Here is a 21,724-nt window from a genome sequence, read left to right as displayed (position 1 = left end):
TCTTTACGGCGAGCCGCTATGCGGGCCGGATGATCGAACCTGTTCCGACACCCTTCGCGGATAAACGCCCTGTGACGCCCGTGCTGCTGGTGATCGGCACGCGGCCCGAAGCGATAAAGATGCTGCCAGTGGTCAAAGCACTGCGCGAAGAGCCGGAGGTGGACCTGAAGGTCGTCACCACCGGCCAGCACCGGCAAATGCTGGATCAAGTCTTCGCCGTCTTTGCCGAGCGACCGGACGTGGACCTCGACCTGATGACCCCCGGGCAGACCCTGTCGGACATCACCGCGCGCGTAATGCGCGAAATGGATGCGCTGATTGCCGAGCATAGACCCGGCCTGGTCCTCGTCCACGGCGATACCACCAGCGCGATGGCGGCGGCGCTCTCGGCCTTTTACAACCGCGTGCCCGTTGGCCATGTCGAGGCGGGCCTGCGCAGCCACGACATCCAGCGCCCCTGGCCCGAGGAATACAACCGCGTCAGTATCGACGCGGTCGCCGAATTGCTCTGGGCCCCGACCGAGGGGGCGGCGCAGAATTTACGCAACGAGCGGCCCACCCAGCGCCGTATCGAGGTGACGGGCAATACCGGCATCGACGCGCTGCTGCACGTCGCTGGCGGGCTGAAAGGCGAGGAATTGGCTGGCCTGCCCGTTGCGCTCGATCCGGCGAAGAAGCTGGTCCTCGTCACCGGCCACCGGCGCGAGAGCTTCGGCGATGGTTTTGCCCGCATCTGCGACGCGCTCGCTGCCATCGCCGCGCGCGGGGACGTGCAGATCGTCTACCCCGTGCACCTCAACCCGCAGGTCAAGGACGTGGTCGAGGCGCGGCTGGGCGATACCTCGGCCGTGCACCTCGTCCCGCCCGTCGACTACGTCCAGATGGTCGCGCTGATGCGCAGCGCCAACATTGTCCTGACCGACAGCGGCGGCATCCAGGAAGAGGCGCCCGCGCTTGGCAAGCCGGTGCTGGTCATGCGGGAGGTCACCGAGCGCCCCGAAGCGGTCGAGACAGGCGTCGCCAGCCTGGTGGGCACCGAGGTCGAGACGATCGTCGCGGCGGTGGCCAGCCTGCTCGACGATGATACCTACTACGCCAGCCGCGCCCGTGCGGTCTTCCCCTACGGCGACGGCACCGCGGCGCGCAAGATTGCCGCCAGCGTCTCCCATTACCTGAAAGAGCATCTGAACGAAGGGATCGGGCGATGAAAGTCTGCACCGTGGGCCTCGGCTATATCGGCCTGCCCACCGCCGCCATGCTGGCAAGCCGGGGGCACGAGGTCGTGGGCCTCGACGTGAACGAGCGCGTGGTCGCCGCTGTCAATTCCGGCCAGGCGCATTTCCAGGAACCCGACCTGCAGATGCTGCTGTCTGCCGCGGTGGATACCAAGCGTTTGCGCGCTACGACCCAGCCCGAACCGGCGGAGTTCTTCCTGATCGCCGTGCCCACGCCGATGGTGAACGAAGGGCCGGACATGACCTTTGTCGAAGCGGCCGCGCGCACCATTGCGCCGGTGCTGGAAAAGGGCAACGTCGTCATCCTGGAAAGCACCTCGCCCGTCGGCAGCACCGAGCGGCTGGCGGAAATCTTCGCCGAGGAACGCCCGGACCTGACTTTCCCGCGCTACCGCGACGAGGACCGCGAGGCGGACGTGGCGCTGTGCCATTGCCCCGAACGCATCCTGCCGGGGCAGATGCTGCGCGAGCTGGTCAGCAACGATCGCATCATCGGCGGCCTGACCACGGCCTGCGCACAAAAGGCGGCGCGGCTGTACCAGACCTTCGTGATGGGCACCTGCTACATCACCGATGCCCGTGTTGCCGAGCTCTGCAAATTGTCCGAGAACGCCTATCGCGACGTCAACATCGCCTTTGCCAACGAACTGTCGATCATCTGCGACAAGCTGGGCACCGACGTGTGGCAGGTGCGTGAGCTGGCGAACCAGCACCCGCGCGTGAATATCCTGATGCCCGGTGCGGGCGTGGGCGGGCACTGCATCGCGGTCGATCCGTGGTTCATCGTCTCCAGCGCGCCCGAGGAGGCGCGGCTGATCCGCACCGCGCGGCTGGTGAACGACGACAAGCCCCACCGCGTGGTAGCGCAGGTCCGCCGCCTGGCCGACAAGTTCAAGGTGCCCAAAGTCGCCTGCTACGGCATCACCTACAAGCCTGACGTCGATGACGTGCGCGAAAGCCCGGCGCTGGAGATCGTGGAGGCCATCGCCGACATCGAAGGCGCCGAGGTGCTGGTGGTCGAGCCGAACCTTGATGCCCTGCCGCCCGCGCTGGCCTGCCGCGCCAACGTGCGCCATGTCACCAGCGACGAAGCCCGCGAGGCCGCCGACATCGTCACCTTCCTCGTCGGCCACCGGCAGTTCCGGCGGCTGGAGGCGGACAGTTACCTGGCCAAGGCCGTCGTCGACACCACCGGCATGTTCTCGACCCGCAAGGCCAAGGCGGCCGAACTCGACTAGATCGCCCCCCTTTTTACGCTAAACGCGCTTGTCGCGCGCCGCGCAAAACCGGTAAGCCTGTCCCCGAGATGTTCGTACCTTCCCCGGATCTGCAGCGGCTTGCCGATGCCTTGCGGCCTGCGCTGGACCTGCCCGGGGCTGGCGAGGTTTCCGTGCAGACCGCCGAATTCGCTGAAAAGCGCCATCGCGTCGCGCCGCTGCTGCATCATGCCGTGGCCGGCGGGGCCAGCGTTGCCGGTGCCGAAGCGCGCGATCTGCTCGACACGTATGCACGGGACAACGCGCTGCGCGTTCTGCGCCAGCAGGCGAGTGCACGCCGCATCGCCGCCCTGCTGCGCGATCGCGATGTCCCCCATGCCTTCGTCAAGGGCTACGATCTCGGGCCCGAACTTTACGGATCGACCGCGCTGCGCCATTCCAAGGACGTTGACCTGTTGATCGACCCGGCGCGGATCGACGAGGTCATCGCGATGCTGGCGGGTGAAGGATACACCATGGGCGGCGGCGTGCCGCTCGACCCGCGCTGGGCGAAGAAGAAGCTACGCTTCCATTGGGAAGTCGCCATCATCGATCCGCGCCTGGGCGTGCAGATCGAACTTCACACCCGCCTGCTGGATATGCCGCCGCCGGGCTGGGACGACCGGCTTTTTCTCGAAGGTCCGCTCGATCTCAGCAATCCGGCCTACGTGCTCTACCTGATCGTCCACGGCGCTGGCTCGCGCTGGCATCGGCTGAAATGGCTGGCGGACTTGGCGATGATCGCGCGGCTCACCGCCGCTGACGTGCGCGACCAGGCGATTGAGCTGGCTGATCGCTACGAATGTCTGCCCGCGCTGTCCGCCAGCTTTCGTGCATGCGAAATCGTGTGGGGCCAGCCGCTCGCCGCGGATTGGCACGATGCGATCGGCTCGCGGGCCGATGCCACGCATGTGCACGCACATCTCGATGCGTTCAACAAGGCGATCCACAACGAGGACAGCAATCCGCAGCGCGAATCCTTCGCGCGGCGGTTCGAGATCGTAAAGGCGGTGCCGGTCTTCGGCACGCGCGGGCCATCACGCCTGGCCGCGCTCACCAGGCGCGCCGGGTTCTGGTACACCCATCGATTCTAGCGCGTTCGGCGCACGCGGGCAGGCCGAAGGGTCAGCCGCGAAAGCTGCCATCGCCGCGATAGCGCGCCAGGATGGTGTCGTGCACGATGGGGGATAGCAGGTTGGTAAAGGCACAGCCCGCCACGCCGCTTTCCCACCAGACCACCTCGGCCTGTAGCGATTCGAGGCCGGGCAGGGTGAGCCAGCAGATCGAGCCCAGGTGCATCCGGTTTATCGCCGTTGCCGAAAACCCCGACAACGACAGATCGTTGACCACGGTCTGGAACGCGCGGGCACCCGATGCGCGTAGCTGGGCGGGGATCATGATGCGGGTGCGCGGCGCGGAGCGATCCTCCTGCGCGGCGACATGATATCGACCGATCGATTTTTGCAAAGTCATCGCACCACAGCCCTATCCAAGCGTTGCGGTCCCCACCGCCTTCACCACCATGTGTGGTAGGCACAGAATGTAGGGATTGCGTTACCCGGTCATTGCCGGATGTGGTTAACGCGAATTTAAGACCGCTGGTCGATCCGCTCCCGGTGACGGTTGGCATAGCCGTCCACCAGCAGTGCGGCCACGCGTTCACCCACGGTCTCTGCCGGCTTGACCGACTGCGGATCCTCGCCCGGATAGGCGCGGGCGCGCATGGCTGTGCGGGTGGCGCCGGGATCGACAATGGCCACCCGCATCTGCGAAATGCGCTCGATCTCGCTGGCGTGGCTTTCCAACAGGTTATCGAACGCCGCCTTGGTCGCTCCGTATGCACCCCAGAAGGCCCGCGGTTCGCTGCCGACCGAACTGGTCAGGCCGACGATGCGACCGGCATCGGCGCGCTTCAGCAACGGATCGAAGGCCGCGAGCAGCGCCTGGGTCGCAAGCACGTTCAGCGTCAGCGCCTGGTTGAACTGCTTGGCATCGATCTGCGTGACAGGGGTCAAGGTGGGCAGTTGCGCCGCGCAGATGACCAGCATGTCGAGCCGTTCCCACCGCTCGGCCACGGCCTGTGCCAGCCGCCCGATCGATTCGCTTTCGGTGAGGTCCATCGGCGCGATGGTGGCGCTGCCGCCGGCCTGGTGGATCGCTTCCTCCACCGCCTCAAGGTCCTTGACCTTGCGTCCCGTGATGACGACGTGCGCGCCGCGCCGGGCGAGCGATGCGGCGACCGCGGCCCCGATACCCCGGCTCGATCCGGTGACAAGCGCCACCTTTCCGGCAAGCGGCTGGGTGTCGGCAGTGTCGGTCATCAGGCGTTCTCACCTACGGGGAAGGTCAACTGCGCCGCGTCCTGGTGGTGCCGGCGCAGATCGGTCAGCGGAGTGGGATATTCGCCGGTGAAGCAGGCGTCGCAATACTGCGGACAGGCGCTGTCCCGTCCGGCGAGGCCGACCGCGCGGTAGAGCCCGTCGATGCTGACAAAGGCGAGGCTGTCAGCCTGGATGAACTCGCGCATGGCGGCAAGATCCATCCGCCCGGCCAGCAGCTTGGAGCGTTCTGGCGTGTCGACGCCATAGTAGCAGCCATGCCCGGTTGGCGGGCTGGCGACGCGGAAATGGACCTCGGCAGCCCCGGCATCGCGCATGATCTGGACGATCTTCATGCTGGTGGTGCCGCGCACGATCGAATCGTCGATCAGAACGATGCGCTTGCCTTCCACTATTGCGCGATTGGCATTGTGCTTGCGCTTTACGCTGGCATGGCGGGCGCCGTCGGACGGCTGGATGAAGGTCCGGCCCACGTAGTGCGAACGGATGATGCCGAGTTCGAACGGAATGCCCGATTGCTGGGCATAGCCTATGGCAGCCGGAACGCCGCTGTCGGGCACGGGCACCACCAGGTCCGCCTCACACGGGGACTCCTTGGCCAGTTCCATGCCGATGTTGCGACGGCTGGCATAGACCGAGCGGTCGTTGAAGACCGAATCCGGGCGGCTGAAATAGACGTGTTCGAAGATGCACGGCCGTGCCGGCCGGTCGCCGAAGGGGCGATGGCTGCGCATCGCACCATCGAAATCCACCTCGATGAACTCGCCAGGCTCTACTTGCCGCACGAATTCGGCGCCGACGACGTCGAGTGCGACGGTTTCGCTGGCGAACACGGTGGCGTCCCCCAGCTTGCCCATCACCAGCGGGCGAATGCCCAGCGGGTCGCGGCAGGCGGCCATACCGCGCGGGGTCATCACGATAAGCGCATAGGCCCCCTCCACCAGTCGCAACGCGTCCACCAGCTTGTCGAGCATGGTGGGATAGCGGCTGGTGGCGACGAGGTGGATGATTACCTCGGTGTCGGACGTCGACTGGAAGATCGAACCCTTCTCTACCAGCTCCTGCCGCAGCTGGCGGGCGTTCGAGATGTTGCCGTTGTGCGCCACCGCGAACCCGCCGCTGGCAAGATCGGCGTAGAGCGGCTGCACGTTGCGCAGGCCCGCGCCGCCGGTGGTGGAATAGCGCACGTGGCCCGCTGCCATGTGGCCGGGCAGCTCGGCGATCGATTCGCCCGATGCGAAATTTTCCGCCACATGGCCCAGCCCGCGGCGGGTGAAGAATTCCGCCCCGTCGAAACTGGTGATGCCGACCGCTTCCTGGCCACGGTGCTGCAGGGCGTGCAGGCCCAGCGCGACCACGGCGGCGGCCTCGTCGCCCCCAATGATGCCGAACACGCCGCACTCTTCGTGCAGCTTGTCGTCACCGTCTTCGTGGGCGAAGGGATGGGTGAGGGGCATCGATTGTCCGCAAAAGGGGGGAGGGCGCGCGCTCCCAATGGCGATATTGCGGATCGATTACAAGGCCCGCGCGGACGCGACGAGCGCTGGCGGAGACGGGTAGGGAGGGCCAGCCCGGGCTTGCCCGCCGGGCGCCCTCCGGCTATCTGCGCGCCCTGTTTCGCCGGGGGGGCGCAGCTACCATGTCGCGAAACTGAAATGAGGATAAAGGCCATTCCCACGCGCAAGACCAGCAGGACCGGACGGTTCGCAATGACACCGCAACGGGCGGCATGGCTATTCGTGTTGTTCGGGGTGCTTACCTTCCTCATGGGCGGCGGTTCGCGCTACGACATCGAAAGTGTCGGGCCATTGCGGGCGCTGGCCGCAGTGTTCCTGGCCATCGGCATCTGGTTCCAGACCCCGCAGACATTCAGGCTGGTAAAGTGGCCGGTGATCCTGCTGGGCCTGCTGGGCCTATGGATGGCGATCCAGCTCGTCCCCCTGCCGCCGGCGTGGTGGTCTGGCCTGGCGGGCCGCGAGGTCATCGTTGCAGTGGACCGGACAATTGGGCTTGAGGGCGCATGGCGACCGATCACGATGTCGCCGCTGCACACCTGGAATTCGCTGGGTTCGCTCGTCGTGCCGCTGGCGACCTTGCTGCTTCTCTCGCTGCTCGACGCTGAAGGGTGGCAGAAAGTCAGGCGGCTGGTTTTCATTGCAGGCCTTGTCAGCGCCATGCTGGGCTTCGCGCAGATGATGTTCCGCGGCTCGCCGGGGCTCTACCTTTACGAAATTACCAATGCCGACAGCGCCGTCGGTCTGTTTTCCAACCGCAATCACAATGCGCTTTTCCTCAACCTTGCCTTGCTGTTCGGCGTCTTCGAACTGGAAAGGGCGCACGAGAAAAAGGCCAGGGAACTGACGCTGCTGATCCTGGCTGGGCTAGTAGCGCTGGCGTTGGCAGTGCTACTGAATGCCGCGCGTGCCGGCCTGGTTCTCCTTGCCCTGACGGCGCTGATCGTGATGGTGAGACTGGTCGTCCGCAGCCGCGCGATGCCGGCAAGGGCAGGGGCTTCCCGCAAGACGGGCATTGCCGTCGGGCTTGTTGGCCTGGTTGGCGCCGGTATCGTCGCCATGCTGGCGCTCGCAGGGCGGATTCCTGCGCTCGATCGCCTGTTCGCGCAGCAATTGGACGAAGACCAACGCGCCGATACGCTGCCTTACGTCATCGACCTTGCGCGTGATCATTTCCCCTTCGGCGTCGGTTTTGGCGCGTTCGAACAGGCGTACCGCGCTATCGAGCCGGTAGATCTTCTGTCACCGCATTATCTCAATCAGGCACACAACGACTGGGTTCAGGTTATCATCGAAGGTGGGCTTCCCGGTGTGCTGATCGTCGCTGCAGCGCTCGTCCTAATCGTTCTGAGCACCGTCAGGACCTGGCGTGAGCGTCGTACCGCAAAGGTTGGCGGCGCGCTCGACACGCGCTGGCTGGGACTTTTCACCATCGTCATGATCATCCTGCACAGTGCCGTCGATTACCCCTTGCGCACTCCGTCGCTGATGATGGTCGCAGCAATTGCCATCGCGCTACTAGTCCGGCCGGGTCAGGTGTTCCGCCGATGATTGGCGGTTGCTTGTCCTATCGAGTTGGTTCAAAAGGCCGCCCTCTGGGATATCCGACGGATATCGGCAATTATCAGGGTCATGTGACAAAACATCTCGGCTTCGGTTCGCTCGCTCGCGAGAATGGGCTTGGTAATTCGTATCTGCACAGCGGACGGAGTGCGCTATGAATGGTCCTGCCTATCCTCCGCCGGCTTCGCTGCCCGCCCAGCAAGTCGCCTACGATCCGCCCATCGAAAAAGATGGCGGCTTTTTGTCGGGTGTGACCGACTTCGAGAAATATTTCGATATTGCGCGCAACAACAAGGTCGCGATCATAGCGGTCCTGGCCGTCGCGCTGGCGTTGGGGCTGATAGCCACGATGCTGGCAACACCGCTGTACCGATCGACCACGCGGATCGAGATCAGTCAGGAAGAGCAGAACGTCACCAACGTTGAGGGTGTGCGCGACGACCGGCTGCGAGCTGACAGGGCGTTTCTGCCGACGCAGTACGAATTGCTGGAATCGCAATCGCTTGCCTCTCGCGTGGCGCGGGAACTGGACCTTGCCAACGACGAGGCCTTCCTCAACGCGTACCAGATCCAGCCTGTCTCGGGTGCCAACCTGGAACCGGCTATTACCGGCGTCCTCCTGGAAAACATCGAAATCGCGCCGATCATCAACAGCACGTTGGTCGATATTTCCTTCAGTAGCCCGTCGCCGGAAGTGTCGGCGATGGTCGCCAATGGCTGGGCCGATGCCTTTGTAACGGAAAACCTCGACCGCCGCTTTGGCGCGACCCGCGATGCCCGCGATTTCCTCGAAGAGAGATTGCAGCAGTATCGCGACCGGCTGGAGGTGGCTGAACGAGCCTTGATCGCTTATGCCACCGAGCAGGGGCTGGTCGCGGTTGAAATGCCCCGCGAGGACGGCGACAGTGCCGGCACGGCGTCTCAAACATTGGTAGCCAGCGAACTGGCAGCTTTCAGTGGCGCCCTGCAAGAAGCGACCGCACAGCGGATTGCCGCAGAAGCTGCGCTGGCCTCTCGTTCAGGTTCAAATTCGGCAAGCGACGCGGATTATGGCACGGGTACGGCTGCTCAGCTGCGTGCCCGGCGCGCCGAATTACAAGTGGAACTGGCAAACCTGCGCTCGCAGTTCAGCCCGTCTTATCCGCCGGTGCAGGCTTTGCAGGCGCAGATCGCGGAACTTGAGCGGGTCATCAATCAGGAGCAGTCAAGTTCGCAAGACCGGCTGCGCGCCAATTATCGCGAGGCGTTGGCCCGTGAGCAGCGGCTGCAAAGCCAAGTCAACCAGGTGCAGTCCAACTACACGGACCAGCGGCAGGACAGCGTGGAGTACAACATTCTCCAGCGCGAGGTTGAAACCAACCGCGAGATTTATGCGGGCCTGCTTCAGCGGTATCGCGAAATTGGCGTCGTCGGCGTTGGTGAAAGCAACATCAATGTCGTCGATGCAGCTCAGGTGCCTGGTGCACCCTATACCCCGAGCCTGATCCGTAACTTGCTGATCTCGCTGGTGGCGGGCTTGGTGTTCGTGATCCTTGGCCTCTACGCCTACGACTTCCTCAACCAGACGCTGCGCGATCCGCGGCAGGTGCGCGACCGCCTCGGGCTCAACCTGCTGGCCAACATTCCGCGCATTCCGGAAGGCGATATCGTGGAGGAGCTGCAGCAGTCCTATTCGGAACTGTACGAGGCCTATTTCAGTCTGACATCGAGCATCGCGTTTGCTGCAGGCGGAAACGTACCGCGGTCGCTGATGATCACGTCGTCCCAGCCGGGTGAGGGCAAGAGCTTGACAGCAGTCGCGATCGCATACTTGCTGGCCCGCCAAGGCAAGAAGGTGTTGCTTGTCGACGTTGATCTGCGCAAATCCGGTGTTGGCAAATACCTTTCCATCGATACCCCGATGGGCATGAGCCAGTATTTGTTGGGCAACGACGACTGGCAGTCGTTGGTCATCCAATCCACTCCGCTGGAGGATTTCGATGTCATTCCGGCCGGGCGCAAGCCTCTATCTGCGGCCGAATTGCTGTCCAGCGGGCGCTTCCAACGCCTGCTCGATGAAGCGGCACCGCTCTACGATCATGTGATCCTTGATGCGCCGCCGGTCTTGGGGCTGGCCGATGCTCCCATGATCGCGCCAGCGCTGGATGGCGTACTGCTGGTGATCGAGGCGAATGGTGGCAAGTGGCGACATCTGGAATCGGCCGTCTCGCGCTTGCGCCAGGCGAATGCCGAATTGCTGGGCGCTGCCGTAACCAAGTTGGATGAACGCAACGCCATGTACGGCTACGGTTCTGGTTATGGCTATGGCTACGGATACGGCGGCGAGCGAAAAGCTGAGTCCGAGACCGTCGCACCAGCCTGATGCGCGTCCTGCGTGCCTTGCTGGTCGTTCTGGTTTTGCTGTGTGCGCCGCTCTTCGTCGCACAGGGCATCGCCAACTCCCGCCAATCGCCAGCCCTGCTCGGGTGGAACGGGTTCTGGCAGGCGAACGTGGCCCGACAGTTCGTAATGGTACAGATGGAGGCTGGCCAACCCGTGATGGCCATTCGGGACGGCGGCATCGATCTTGCCAAGGATGCTTTCGCCAAGGAACCGTTTGCCACTGATGCCCTATTCCTGATCGCCAGCAGCCTGCGGGCAAATGGTGCCGAGAACGAAGCGGCAACCCTCGTCACCCGTGGCCTCTCGCTCGACAAGCGCAACCGCTATCTCGGCGCTATGGACATCCAAACCGCGGTGACCATTGGCGATTTTGACTTGGCGCTAGCGGGCATCGAAAGGCTATACCGGACCAGTCCCTCTTTGAGCGATGGATTTCTGAACGCCTTTAAAACAATTCTTGCTCAAGATGGTGCTGAAGATATTATGCTTCGTGCTCTTGAGCGCCGCCCTGTATGGGCAAACGCATTCTGGACAATGGTCCCGCCTGAACCAGAATCGGTGAGGCGCCTGTACAACTTGCGCCTTCTGACTGACGAGGGCACTTCGGAAGATACGGACGCGCGCCTCCTCGCCGGACTGGCTGCCACGGAGCAGTATGCTACGGTGTTCGCGCTTTGGGATTATTTGAATGAAGGTTCAGGCAATCCTACCGGCTTCGTGGCGACGGGAGGCGATGGCACGCTTGGATGGCAGGTGCCGGAAGGCGAGACTGGCCATTTCTCTGAGCGTGGCAACGGCGAGTTTCGGCTCTTCGTCGATGCGCGGGAATCACGGGAACTGGCGCGGCAACTCGTTCGACTACAGCCGGGCCGCTACGCATTCAGCGCCGATTTCTCGCCGAAGACGGCCGCTGAGAACTTTACCGCGTCCGTCCAATGCGCCGTGAATTCCCCGAACGAACCTATCGAGCAATCGTTATCGACGGCCGCCGAATTCGTCATTTCGGACCAGTGCGCGTTCTACTGGTTGGTCCTCACCGGCAACGCGTGGGAAAGGCGCACGCCGCTGGAGGCCACCGTATCCAACATGCAACTTGTCGGCCGCGATTAGGTCAGCCATGTTACGCCTGCGAGTGCCTTAGATGGCTACGGCCGGGATTATTGCCGCCAATCCACGTTCGCCTACATGCGGCGCGGGAAAGCTATCGCATTTCCAACGACGGCTTTTGTCGTGCCTTATCGTGCACTAAAGTTCTAGTGCGGGAGAGGATATCTACATGGCCAGTTTAGCAGTCCCCCCACTTTACCAGCGGACGCGCGACCCCTTGTTCGTGTTCCCACCTTACTTTGGTTGGGTAGTGGTGCCGGTCGCATCGATATTGTTGCTTGGTCCTCATCCCTGGCTCGGACTGCTGTCATTAGCGGTTCTGGTGCTCGGTGTCGGTCTCCTGTGGCGACCGAATGAGATTCCCAGTCTACTGTTTTTCTTTGCCTGGCAGTGGATTCAAACGTCGATCAACCTTGCGCGCGCGTTTTTCAGCGGTTCCACCGTTTCCCAGTTGGCAGAGATGCCAGGCGAAAATGAAGCAGCCATTGCATTGACACTTTTAGGGTTGCTCGCAATCGTGGCGGGATTGCGTATCACGATTGGGCGGAGCATCGCGACTGCCAGCGTATTAGTGCGCGAACAGGTGTTGGCGGTCAGCCTGCGCAAATGGATTATCGCCTACTTCGTATCGATGGTTATCTCGTTGGTGGCGATTGAAGTCAGCAACTTTGCTCCCGGACTCGCGCAACCTCTGGCGGTGATAGCGTCGCTCAAGTGGGCATTCTTTCTAACCCTGACCTACGCGGTGTTTGCGAGCACTCGCGGTTATCGTCTGGTATGGCTGGCAATCTTCGGGTTCGAATTCGTGCTTTCGCTTGGCGGCTTCTTCTCTTCGTTTCGCCTAGTTTTCCTTTTCGCCTTTCTCGGTATTCTGGGCGCAGCGCCGCGGATGAACGGCAAACAGGTGTTCTTGTTAATAACGATTGCCTCCGTCGCGATCTTCCTGGGCACGGTGTGGACTGCGATTAAGATCGATTATCGCGAGTATGTAAATCAGGGAACGCGGTCTCAAACCATTCTCGTCGGCCGATCGGCGCAGCTTGAGCGTATGGTAACTTTGGCCACTGAACTCTCGGACGACGATATTGCAGCCTCATTGACAGCGCTGGCGGACCGCATATCCTATACCCAGTTCTTTGGCTCCACCCTGACCTACGTACCATCCGTACGCCCCCATGCCGATGGAGCGTTGACGGCCAGTGGCATTTCCCGCCCGTTCATGCCGCGCATCTTTTTTCCCGATAAGCCACCGATCGACGAATCACTGCACACCAATGAGTACACTGGAATGGGCGTGACCGGGATCGAACAAGGCACGCAAATTTCGATCGGCTATTTCGGCGACGCATACATCGACTATGGCAAAGTCGGCATGATGTTCGCGCTGTTTATCCTGGGGTGCATGTTCGGCCTGTATTACCGATGGATGACGACCACGAGCGACGCTAAGGGAATAGTCGGCGGCGCCGCTGCCGCGGTTCTGCTGGTACAGTCGGCAGACATCGGATTTGGGGGTGAGAAACTGCTGGGCGGCGTTGTTATCTGGATTTTCATGACGATAGTCCTTGCCGTTACCATCCTGCCTAGACTGCGATTGTGGCTGGGCCTTTCGCAGCGGGGAAACTATCTGCACCAGACCGGCGCCAATTCAAGGATCGTTGGTCGCTGATGCAGCTCACGTTTGGTAGTGGCCAGCTGCTGTTGCTGCCCGTCGCGGTATTGCTTCGCACCGGTCTTCGCTTGACGTTTCCGATCAAGGCGACGAGGTGACGCGCGAACCATGTGCGGCATAAACGGCATATATTCGTACGGCGCTATGGCAGCACCGGTGGACGAGGACGAGTTGCTGCGCACGCGCGACTCCATGACAGCGCGTGGCCCTGATGGGTGCGGCCACTGGCTCACCAACGACAGGCGCGTTGGTTTCGCTCACCGCCGTCTAGCGATCATCGATCTGACCGAGGGCGGGGCGCAGCCCATGCATTCGGCCAGCGGCCGCTTCGTCATCACCTTCAACGGCGAGATTTACAATTTCGCGACGCTGCGGACTGAGCTGGAGGGCAAGGGCCATGCCTTTGCCAGCGACAGCGACACCGAGGTCCTGTTGCAGTTATACGAGGCGATGGGACCTGCGATGGTCACCCGACTGGTGGGCATGTTCGCGTTTGCCATTTGGGACCGGCGCGAGGAGGTGCTGTTTCTCGCCCGCGACCCCTACGGCATCAAGCCGCTGTATTACGCTGACGATGGCGGCACGTTCCGGTTCGCCAGTCAGGTCAAGTCGCTGATTGCGGGCGGAGGTGTTGCGGCAGACCCCGATCCTGCCGCGCTGGTCGGTTTCCACTTGCTCGGCAGCGTGCCCGAACCTTTGACAATCGCCCGCGCGGTCAAGGCCCTGCCGGCGGGCAGCTGGCTTACGGTCAAGCACGGCGGAGCAAGCGAGCCGACACCCTATCATTCGATCGCGGCGGTCTTCGCCGAAGGCGAGAACGCCTACACGCAGCAGCAATCGCCAAGGGATCGTCGGCAGGCTTATCAGGAAGCCCTGCTCGATAGCGTCAGGCGCCACCTGGTGGCCGACGTGCCGGTCGGCGCATTCCTGTCTTCGGGCATCGATTCATCCGCGCTGGTCGGCCTGATGCGCGATGCCGGGCAAAGCGAGATCGAGACGGTTACCCTGTCTTTCGCGGAGTATCAGGGCACCCCAGCTGACGAGGCACCGCTGGCCGAGCAGGTCGCGCGCACCTACGGCACTCGGCACACAACGCGGGTGGTGACCAAGGCAGAGTTTGAAGCCGATCTGCCCGCCATCATCGCCGCGATGGACCAGCCTTCGATTGACGGGATCAACACTTGGTTCGTCTCCAAGGCCGCTCGCGAACGTGGGCTGAAGGTGGCGATCTCGGGCGTGGGCGGTGACGAGTTGATGGGTGGCTATCCCTCGTTCCGCGACGTGCCGCGCTGGGTGCGCTATTTTTCCGCTCCTGCTGCAATTCCCTTCCTGGGATCGACCATACGGCGGGGTATGATGGCCGTGGGGCCCGAGCGTTTCGGCATCAGCCCGAAGGCGGCAGGGTTGATCGAATTTGGCGGAAAGGTTCCGGGCGCCTGGTTCGTACGGCGCGGGCTGCGCATGCCGTGGGATCTGCCCGAGTTGCTCGATCCGGATATCGTTACCGAAGGCCTTGATCGCCTGCGCCTGTTCGAAAGGCTGCGGGAGGTTCTGGACCCGCGCCCCGCTTCCACGTTCTCGCAGATCGCGGTGCTGGAATCGGCCATGTACATGCGCAATCAGTTGCTTCGGGATACCGATTGGGCAGGCATGGCGCACTCGCTTGAAATCCGCACGCCGCTGGCGGATTCGCAGCTACTTGCATCGGCCGCCGCGCTCGGCCCGCCGCCGGCCGGCGAAATGCCCAAGGCCGAGCTTGCGTTCGCGCCGTCCACGCCGTTGCCCGACGCAGTCATCAGTCGCAGTAAGACGGGTTTTGCCGTGCCGGTCGGATCGTGGATTCGCAATGCGGGCGATGGAGCCAAGGCCCTGCCGATGGCGGGAATGCGGGATTGGGCGAGACACGTGCAGGGTGCCTGGACACGTGGGCTGGAGACTTCACAGGTTCGTACTCGCTGATTGGGTATGGATAAGATTCACATCCTGATGCTGGCAACCGATGCCCACGGCGGCTTTGGTGGGATAGCCAAGTATAACCGCGACGTATTAGCGGCATTGAGCAGCTTCGACGAGGTGGGCAAGATCACCGTTCTGGCACGCTCAATCGATGGTGAGACTTCGCAGGTTCCAGCCCGGGTTCACTATGACTTGACCGCCGCCAGAGGCTCATTCGCCTACGTCCGTCGCACCTTGCGGGCGGTTTTACTGGGGGAGAAAGTAGACATCGTCTACTGCGCGCATATCAACATCCTTCCGCTGGCCAGTCTGGTCGCCGGTATCGCGCATGCGCCGCTCGTCCTAGGGATTCACGGGATCGACGCTTGGCAGCGGCCGGAGCGGGCTTTGCGCAGGTTCGGCATCAACTCGGTTGACCTTGTCCTATCTGCGAGCAAATTGACCCTCGACAGGTTCCAAGCATGGGCAGGCGCAAGGGCGCCCTCTGCTGTGATGCCCGGTGCGATCCAGCTTGATGCGTTTTCGCCCGGTCCGCGCAATCCAGAGATGGAGCGGCGCTATGGCCTCAAAGGTCGCAAAACCCTGCTCACCTTGGGACGAATGTCAGCCGATGAACGGTACAAGGGTTTTGACGAGGTCATCGAGGCGCTGGCGAGCCTTCGCAAACATTGCCCGGAACTCGTGTACATCGCCGCAGGCGACGGGTCCGACCGCGCAAGGCTTGAGGCAAAGGCGCGCGACTTTGGAGTAGACGACATGGTCGTATTTACCGGCCGGGTCGATGAACACGAGAAGATGGACCTTTACCGTCTGGCCGATGCCTACGTTATGCCCAGTTCGGGTGAAGGCCTAGGCTTGGTCGTGCACGAGGCGCTCGCATCTGGCATTCCCGTGGTGGCCAGCACTGTCGACGGCACGTTCGAAGCGGTGCGTGGTGGGCTCTTGGGCCTAGCGGTCAATCCAGCCGATGGAGCCGCTGTTGAAGCCGCCATTCTTGAAACGCTACAGAAGCCAAAGATCGTTCCGGAGGGCTTGTCGTTTTTCTCCTTCGACCAATTCAGCAAACGGCTGCATGCGGCCTTGGCGCTGGTCACATTGCGTTGACGGATCGTACTTGCATCATCGTCAGCCCCTATTTTCCGCCTTCTGCCCTGGCGGGGGTACACCGGGCGCGGCATCTGGCAAACAATCTTCCAGGAGCTGGATGGACGCCGATCGTGGTTTGCGTGGATGAGCGGTTTTACGAGGAGCCGGCGGATCCGGAACTTGCAAAACTCGTCGATCCGTCAGTGGAGATTGTTCGGGTCGAAGCCTTGGACCAGGCCCACGCCCGCCCATTCGGACTGGGTGATATCGGTTTGCGCGGCTATCGCGGGATCCGCCGCGCCATAGCCAACCTGATGCGGACCCGGCAGATCGACGCAGTGCTGATCACAGGATCTCCGTTCTATCCGATGCTGCTCTCAAATTGGATCAGGCGCACGTTCAAGGTCCCGGTTGTGCTGGATTTCCAGGATCCGTGGCGCTCGGACTGGGGGGATACGCTGCCTTTGTTGTCGAAAGGCAGTGCGTCACACGCGCTCTCCAAGCTTCTAGAGCCACGAGCGATGGGCGGAGCTTCACATGTAACGACCGTGTCCGCCGAACAGGCGCGCAAGCTGGTGGCACGCTACCACGCACTTGGCCCACAGGATGTGACAGCTATTCCCATCGGCTCCGATCCCGCCGATTTTGAGGCGCTGCGCCGCGGGGCAGCTCCCACGACCATCGTCATTGACGAGAGGCGGTGGAACCTTACCTACCCCGGCACCATCTGGCCCTTGGTGCTGCCCACGCTGGAGGCATTCCTGCAGGGGTTGGCGGCTTGGCGTGCGCGCTTTCCGGATGCTGCGGCAAACGTGACTGTCAATTTCATCGGCACGACAGCGCAGCCCAACAACACCAACGAGTATCGAGTGATGCCGCTGGCCGAGCGGGCGGGGGTGGCTGATCTCGTAAACGAGGTGCCGCAGCGCCTGCCCTATGTCGATGCTCTGACTGCGCTGTCGCGATCCGATGCGGGCCTGATGCTCGGTTCGGAAGAAGCGCACTACACTGCTTCCAAGCTGTCGCTCTTCCTGATGTCGGAGCGTCCCTATCTTGCGTTGTTTCACGAACAGAGCGACGCGCATCGGTCGCTGGTCAAGGCGGGCGGGGGAATCGCACTGGGCTTTGCCAGGGCCGATGATCTCGTCTCACGGCAAAGTGAACTGGTCGGGGCACTGCAACGCCTGCGCACGCAAGGCGATGCCTTCGCCCCTGCCGCTCCCGAATCCTACACCGAATATACCGGGGCCAGCGTCGCCCGGCGGTATGCCGCGATCTTCGACCGGCTGATGGCGCGGCGATGAGCGGTAAGCCGCGTCTTGCCGTGGTGGTATCGCACCCGATCCAGTATTACGCGCCGCTTTTCCGCACGCTCGCCCAGCGGTGCGACCTGCAGGTCTTCTATGCCTTTCAGCCGAGCCCGGATCAGCTTGGCGCAGTGGATTTCGGCAAGGCGTTCGCCTGGGATGTGGACCTGCTGGATGGCTATGCGTCCACCTTCATGACGAACGTATCGACGCGGCCCGGCACGGACGATTTCGGCGGATGCGACACGCCCGATGTCGGGCGCCATTTGCGTGCCGGGCAATTTGACGCCGTGCTCATCTTCGGCTGGTATCTCAAGAGCTATCGGCAGGCCTTGATGGCGGCCAAACGGCAGGGCCTGCCCGCGCTGGTGCGCGGGGACAGCAACCTTGCCATGCCTGCCTCGCCGGTAAAGCGATTGGTGAAGGCCATGGTCAACCCGCCGTTCCTGCGCCTGTTCGATCGCGCGCTGTATGTCGGTGAACGATCGCGCGCGTTCTACCGCCACTATCGCTTCCCCGATCGTCGCCTGTTCTTTTCCCCGCACTGCGTCGACAATGACTGGTTTGCGGCGCGCGCGACGCGAGCGGAACGGCAGCGGATGCGCGCGCAAATGGGTATCGCCGAGGACGCCTTCGTGGTCTTGTTCGCCGGCAAGCTGGTGGAACGCAAGCGACCGCTCGATGCCGTGCGCGCGCTGGCAATGTGCCGGGCGCAGGGGCGCAAGGTCGAACTGCTGGTCGCAGGATCGGGCGTTCTCGAGCAGGCCATTCGCGCAGAGGCGCAAGCCGGAGACTTGCCCCACTATATGCTGGGCTTCTGCAATCAGACACAGATGCCGCCTGCCTATGCCGCCGCCGATGTGCTGGTGCTGCCTTCGGACGGCTCGGAAACCTGGGGTCTCGTCGCCAACGAGGCGATGGCCTGTGGAACGCCCGTCATCGTTTCCGATGCCTGCGGCTGCGCACCTGACCTCGCGGCGGACGGTAGCGCGGGCAGGGTCGTCCCCCTGGGCGATGTCGAGGGGCTCGCCGCCGCGATCGCATCGGTCATGGACGATCCGCCGACACAGCAGGCGATTGCCGAGCGGATCGCTCGCTACAGCTTGGACCGCGCTGCCGACGGAGTGATGCAGGCGGTCCGGTCGCTGCCGCAAGGGCAGGGCGCGGCGTGACCCGGTCGCTGCATGTCGTCGCCAGCCTGGACGTAGCGGCAGGTGGGCCGTCCTACTCGGTGCCGCGCCTGTGCAAGGCCCTGGCGCACGAGGGCGATGCTCCTGAACTGGCGACGGTGGGTTTCGGCGAAACGACCGGCATATTTCCCTCTCAGGCTTTCGCGCACGATTATTCCAGTGTGCCCGTGGCATCGCAACTGCGGTTGTCGCGCGGGCTTGAGCGCCACCTGCGCGCGCGCGCGGGCGAGGTAGACATCGTTCACAATCACGGGCTGTGGCTCGCGCCCAATTTTTATGCGGGGCACGCGGCGCGGGCGGGTGGTGCCAAGCTTGTCGTATCGGCGCGGGGCATGGTCTCGGCGGCCGCGCTGCGCTTTTCCGCTCGCAAGAAGCGCCTTGTCTGGCAAATCGCGCAGGGTCCGGCGGTGCGCCACGCAGCAGGCTGGCACGCGACGAGCGAGGAGGAGGTCAAGGACATCCGCAGCTTCGGTGTACGCGATTGTCCCGTCGCCGTGGTCCCCAACGGCGTCGACTTGCCCGCAACCCTTTCCGCCCACGATCCTGACAAAAGAATACGGACTGCGCTGTTTCTCAGCCGCGTGCATCCCAAGAAGGGCCTGCCGAACCTGGTCACGGCCTGGGCGCGCCTGGCGCAAACCGAAACAGACTGGCGGCTGGTCATCGCCGGCCCCGACGAGGGCGCACATACCGCCGAATTGCAAAGGCAGGCAGCGTCGCTGGGCGTGGAGCGGATCGTGTTCGCCGGGCCGGTCTTCGGCGCGGCAAGGGATGCGCTGTTCGCGGAGGCGGATCTGTACGTCCTGCCCACGCAGAACGAGAACTTCGGCATCGCCGTCGCCGAGGCACTGGCAGCCGGGGTGCCCGCCATCGTCACCAAGGGTGCGCCGTGGCAGGGGCTGGACGACAATGCGTGCGGCTGGTGGATCGACCACGGCGTCGATCCGCTGGTGGCGGCAATGGAACAGGCCATGGCGGTCACCCCGGCACAGCGGCAGGCGATGGGCCTGCGCGGCCGGGAATGGGTAGAGGCCGCATTCTCCTGGCAGTCCTGTGCGCAGGACATGGCCGCGTTCTATCGCTGGCTGACTGGCGGGGGGACACGCCCCCCCTTCGTCCACCTCTAGCAAGCCGGCGTCAGTTGACGCCGCTCTTCTCCACGATGAAGCGGCCCAGGCACAGCGCATCCATGTCGGTGCGCAGGAAGCAGTCGAGCGCCTGCTGCGGGGTATCCACCACCGGCTCGTTCTCGTTGAAACTGGTGTTCAGCACCACGCCGAAACCGGTGTGCTGCTTCACCTTCGAAATCAGCTTGTAATACAGCGCGTTGCTGTCCGGATCGACGCTTTGCAGCCGGCCCGTGCCATCGACGTGGGTGATCGCGGGCAGGGCGTCGCGATACTCCGGCTTCAGCTTGGTGACGTGCATCATGAACGGGCTGTAGATGTCCTGTTCGAAATAGACGCCGACGTCTTCCTGCAGCACGCTGGGCGCGAAGGGGCGGAAGGATTCGCGCCGCTTGATCTTGGCGTTGATGGTTTCCTTCATCGTGCGGATCGCCGGGTTGGCAAGGATCGATCGGTTGCCCAGCGCGCGCGGCCCCCATTCGCTGCGGCCTTGGTACCAGCCGAGCACGACGCCATCGGCGATCAGCTTGGCAACGCGTTCGACCACCTCGTCCTCGTCCGCGCATTCGATCACGTGGAGTCCGGCGGACTGCGCGGTGCGGCGCATGTCCTCGTCGCTGTATTCCGGGCCCCAGAACCCGTGCTTCATGTGGAAGCGTTCCGTGCTGCCCACCACGTTGTGCCAGGTCCACATCGCCGCGCCGAGACAGGTGCCGTCGTCGGAAGCTGCTGCCTGGAGGTAGGGCGTGGTGAAGGGCGTATCGCGCAGGATGCGCGCGTTGGCGACGCCGTTTAGCGCGCAGCCGCCCGCCATCACCAGCTGTTCGCTGGGCACCAGGCGGTGCATGCGGTTGAGGCTGTGGATGGCCGCCTGCTCGAACCGGACCTGCACCGATTTGGCGATATCCATTTCACGCTGGGTAACCGCGCCGCGCTCTGTCTTCGGACCCAGTTCCGCGACCAGCTTCTCGGTGAAGAGCCGGCCCATGACAAGGTGCCCGTCGTCGGTCATCTCGCCGCTCTGGCCGCCTTCGTGCATGCCAAAGTAGCCCTTGCCGAGACGGAAGAAGCCATCGTCGGGCAGCACCACGAGCTTCTGCATTACGTCGGCATACTTGTCCTCGCCGTAGGGCGCGAGGCCCATGACCTTGTATTCCTCGCCGAAGCTGTCGAAGCCGATGTACTGGCACAGCGCGGTGTAGAAGAACCCCAGGCTGTGCGGCAGCGTCACGCGGTCCAGCACGTCCACGCGCGCCCCTTCGCAACGCACCGCCATGGCGGATGCAAAGTCGCCCGAGGCATCGTAGGAGAAGCCTGCGGTCAACCCGTCGAACGGCGAGCAGTAGTAGGACGAGGCGACGTGAGCGAGGTGGTGTTCCACGGGCACCGTCTCGAAGGTCACGGTGGCAGGATCTTCGCCGCAGATCTCTGCCAGCTTCTCGATCATCGACTGGGTCGTGCTCGAACGGCGCAGATGCTCCATCGCGGCGCGCATCCCGCGCACCGGGTTGCCGGCGATGTAGGCTGCCTTGGCGGCGCGGTTGGCCCGCGTATCGCGTGGAAGGGCGACATAATCGATGTCGCTCAGTTTAAGGCCGTTGTCTGCCAGCAGCCAGCGGACCGCGTTGGCGGGAAATTCCGAGGTATGCTTGAGCCGGTTGCCGAGGCGCTCCTCCGCCACGGCGCCAACCAGTTTCCCGTCGATGACGAGGCAGGCGGCGGAATCGGCGTGAAAGGCGTTCAAACCAAGAATTGCGGTCATCGGGAAACTCGATTGGAAAAGAGGGGGCTGACGCCGAGCGCGTGCGCGGTAAACCCTAACGCGGCAGGGGGCAAGTACCGGACAACGCGAGGTTTGCCACGTCGCCAGTATGCTTGCAGTCGGCGCCAAACTTGCGCAAAGGCGCACGCGCACTTCCGGGAGCAGAGCGTGGGCCATGCGGCCTCATCGCACTGCGCCGGATGACTTTTTTCCGGATCGCCGGATTGG

General features: G+C 63.4%; 16 protein-coding genes. 12 read left to right on the top strand and 4 right to left on the bottom strand.

What is annotated here, in order from left to right:
* The first annotated feature begins 29 nt into the window (after positions 1-29).
* From wecB to GRI62_RS07175, 3 genes are all read left to right on the top strand, one after another.
* Positions 30-1,208 carry a non-hydrolyzing UDP-N-acetylglucosamine 2-epimerase gene (gene wecB / locus GRI62_RS07185; protein WP_131452671.1) on the top strand — a complete coding sequence of 393 codons (1,179 nt, stop codon included), beginning with the start codon at positions 30-32 and terminating at the stop codon, positions 1,206-1,208.
* Positions 1,205-2,473: a UDP-N-acetyl-D-mannosamine dehydrogenase gene (gene wecC, locus GRI62_RS07180; RefSeq protein WP_131452670.1), complete on the top strand. Its 1,269-nt coding sequence runs from the start codon at positions 1,205-1,207 to the stop codon at positions 2,471-2,473. The genes wecB and wecC overlap by 4 nt, the downstream gene beginning before the upstream one ends.
* A gap of 68 nt (positions 2,474-2,541) precedes the next feature.
* The gene (locus GRI62_RS07175) at positions 2,542-3,585 is read left to right on the top strand and encodes a nucleotidyltransferase family protein (protein WP_131452669.1); all 1,044 of its coding nucleotides are present in this window, start codon (positions 2,542-2,544) and stop codon (positions 3,583-3,585) included.
* 31 nt (positions 3,586-3,616) lie between these two features.
* On the opposite strand, the gene GRI62_RS07170 is transcribed toward GRI62_RS07175, so the two are convergent.
* The 3 genes from GRI62_RS07170 to purF form a co-directional block, all read right to left on the bottom strand.
* On the bottom strand, positions 3,617-3,964 hold the full coding sequence (locus GRI62_RS07170) for a PilZ domain-containing protein (RefSeq protein ID WP_131452668.1): 348 nt from the start codon (positions 3,962-3,964) through the stop codon (positions 3,617-3,619).
* Positions 3,965-4,080: 116 nt separating this feature from the next.
* Positions 4,081-4,812, bottom strand: a complete 732-nt coding sequence (locus GRI62_RS07165; protein WP_131452667.1) for an SDR family NAD(P)-dependent oxidoreductase — start codon at positions 4,810-4,812, stop codon at positions 4,081-4,083.
* Positions 4,812-6,287 carry an amidophosphoribosyltransferase gene (gene purF, locus GRI62_RS07160; protein ID WP_131452666.1) on the bottom strand — a complete coding sequence of 492 codons (1,476 nt, stop codon included), beginning with the start codon at positions 6,285-6,287 and terminating at the stop codon, positions 4,812-4,814. Before purF ends, GRI62_RS07165 begins: the two co-directional genes overlap by 1 nt.
* A 120-nt stretch (positions 6,288-6,407) precedes the next feature.
* On the opposite strand from purF, the gene GRI62_RS07155 reads away from it, so the two are divergent.
* The 9 genes from GRI62_RS07155 to GRI62_RS07115 all read left to right on the top strand — a co-directional run bounded on the left by GRI62_RS07155 (position 6,408) and on the right by GRI62_RS07115 (position 19,734).
* A complete protein-coding gene (locus GRI62_RS07155) occupies positions 6,408-7,895 on the top strand; it encodes an O-antigen ligase family protein (protein WP_160731839.1) in 1,488 nt (495 codons plus the stop codon).
* Between the two features lie 166 nt (positions 7,896-8,061).
* The gene (locus GRI62_RS07150) at positions 8,062-10,269 is read left to right on the top strand and encodes a GumC family protein (protein WP_131452664.1); all 2,208 of its coding nucleotides are present in this window, start codon (positions 8,062-8,064) and stop codon (positions 10,267-10,269) included.
* The gene (locus tag GRI62_RS07145; RefSeq protein ID WP_131452663.1) at positions 10,269-11,399 is read left to right on the top strand and encodes a hypothetical protein; all 1,131 of its coding nucleotides are present in this window, start codon (positions 10,269-10,271) and stop codon (positions 11,397-11,399) included. The genes GRI62_RS07150 and GRI62_RS07145 overlap by 1 nt, the downstream gene beginning before the upstream one ends.
* A 166-nt stretch (positions 11,400-11,565) precedes the next feature.
* On the top strand, positions 11,566-13,065 hold the full coding sequence (locus GRI62_RS07140) for a hypothetical protein (protein WP_131452662.1): 1,500 nt from the start codon (positions 11,566-11,568) through the stop codon (positions 13,063-13,065).
* A 111-nt stretch (positions 13,066-13,176) separates the two neighbouring features.
* Entirely contained in the window at positions 13,177-15,027 is a 1,851-nt protein-coding gene (gene asnB, locus GRI62_RS07135) for an asparagine synthase (glutamine-hydrolyzing) (RefSeq protein WP_131452661.1), read from the top strand.
* A gap of 6 nt (positions 15,028-15,033) precedes the next feature.
* Positions 15,034-16,128, top strand: coding sequence for a glycosyltransferase family 4 protein (locus tag GRI62_RS07130; RefSeq protein WP_131452660.1), 1,095 nt, complete (start codon positions 15,034-15,036; stop codon positions 16,126-16,128).
* Positions 16,125-17,414 (top strand): glycosyltransferase, encoded by a 1,290-nt coding sequence (locus GRI62_RS07125; RefSeq protein WP_160731838.1) that lies wholly within the window; start codon positions 16,125-16,127, stop codon positions 17,412-17,414. Before GRI62_RS07130 ends, GRI62_RS07125 begins: the two co-directional genes overlap by 4 nt.
* Positions 17,411-18,589, top strand: a complete 1,179-nt coding sequence (locus GRI62_RS07120; RefSeq protein WP_131452658.1) for a glycosyltransferase family 4 protein — start codon at positions 17,411-17,413, stop codon at positions 18,587-18,589. The genes GRI62_RS07125 and GRI62_RS07120 overlap by 4 nt, the downstream gene beginning before the upstream one ends.
* On the top strand, positions 18,586-19,734 hold the full coding sequence (locus GRI62_RS07115; RefSeq protein WP_131452657.1) for a glycosyltransferase: 1,149 nt from the start codon (positions 18,586-18,588) through the stop codon (positions 19,732-19,734). The genes GRI62_RS07120 and GRI62_RS07115 overlap by 4 nt, the downstream gene beginning before the upstream one ends.
* A gap of 10 nt (positions 19,735-19,744) precedes the next feature.
* On the opposite strand, the gene GRI62_RS07110 is transcribed toward GRI62_RS07115, so the two are convergent.
* Positions 19,745-21,496 (bottom strand): carbamoyltransferase family protein, encoded by a 1,752-nt coding sequence (locus GRI62_RS07110; RefSeq protein ID WP_131452656.1) that lies wholly within the window; start codon positions 21,494-21,496, stop codon positions 19,745-19,747.
* Positions 21,497-21,724: the final 228 nt, after the last annotated feature.

This window comes from Aurantiacibacter arachoides (genome assembly GCF_009827335.1).
GTDB lineage: Bacteria > Pseudomonadota > Alphaproteobacteria > Sphingomonadales > Sphingomonadaceae > Alteraurantiacibacter > Alteraurantiacibacter arachoides.
The sequence above is the reverse complement of the archived record's forward strand: the minus strand, read 5'-3'. Positions and strand labels throughout refer to the sequence as shown.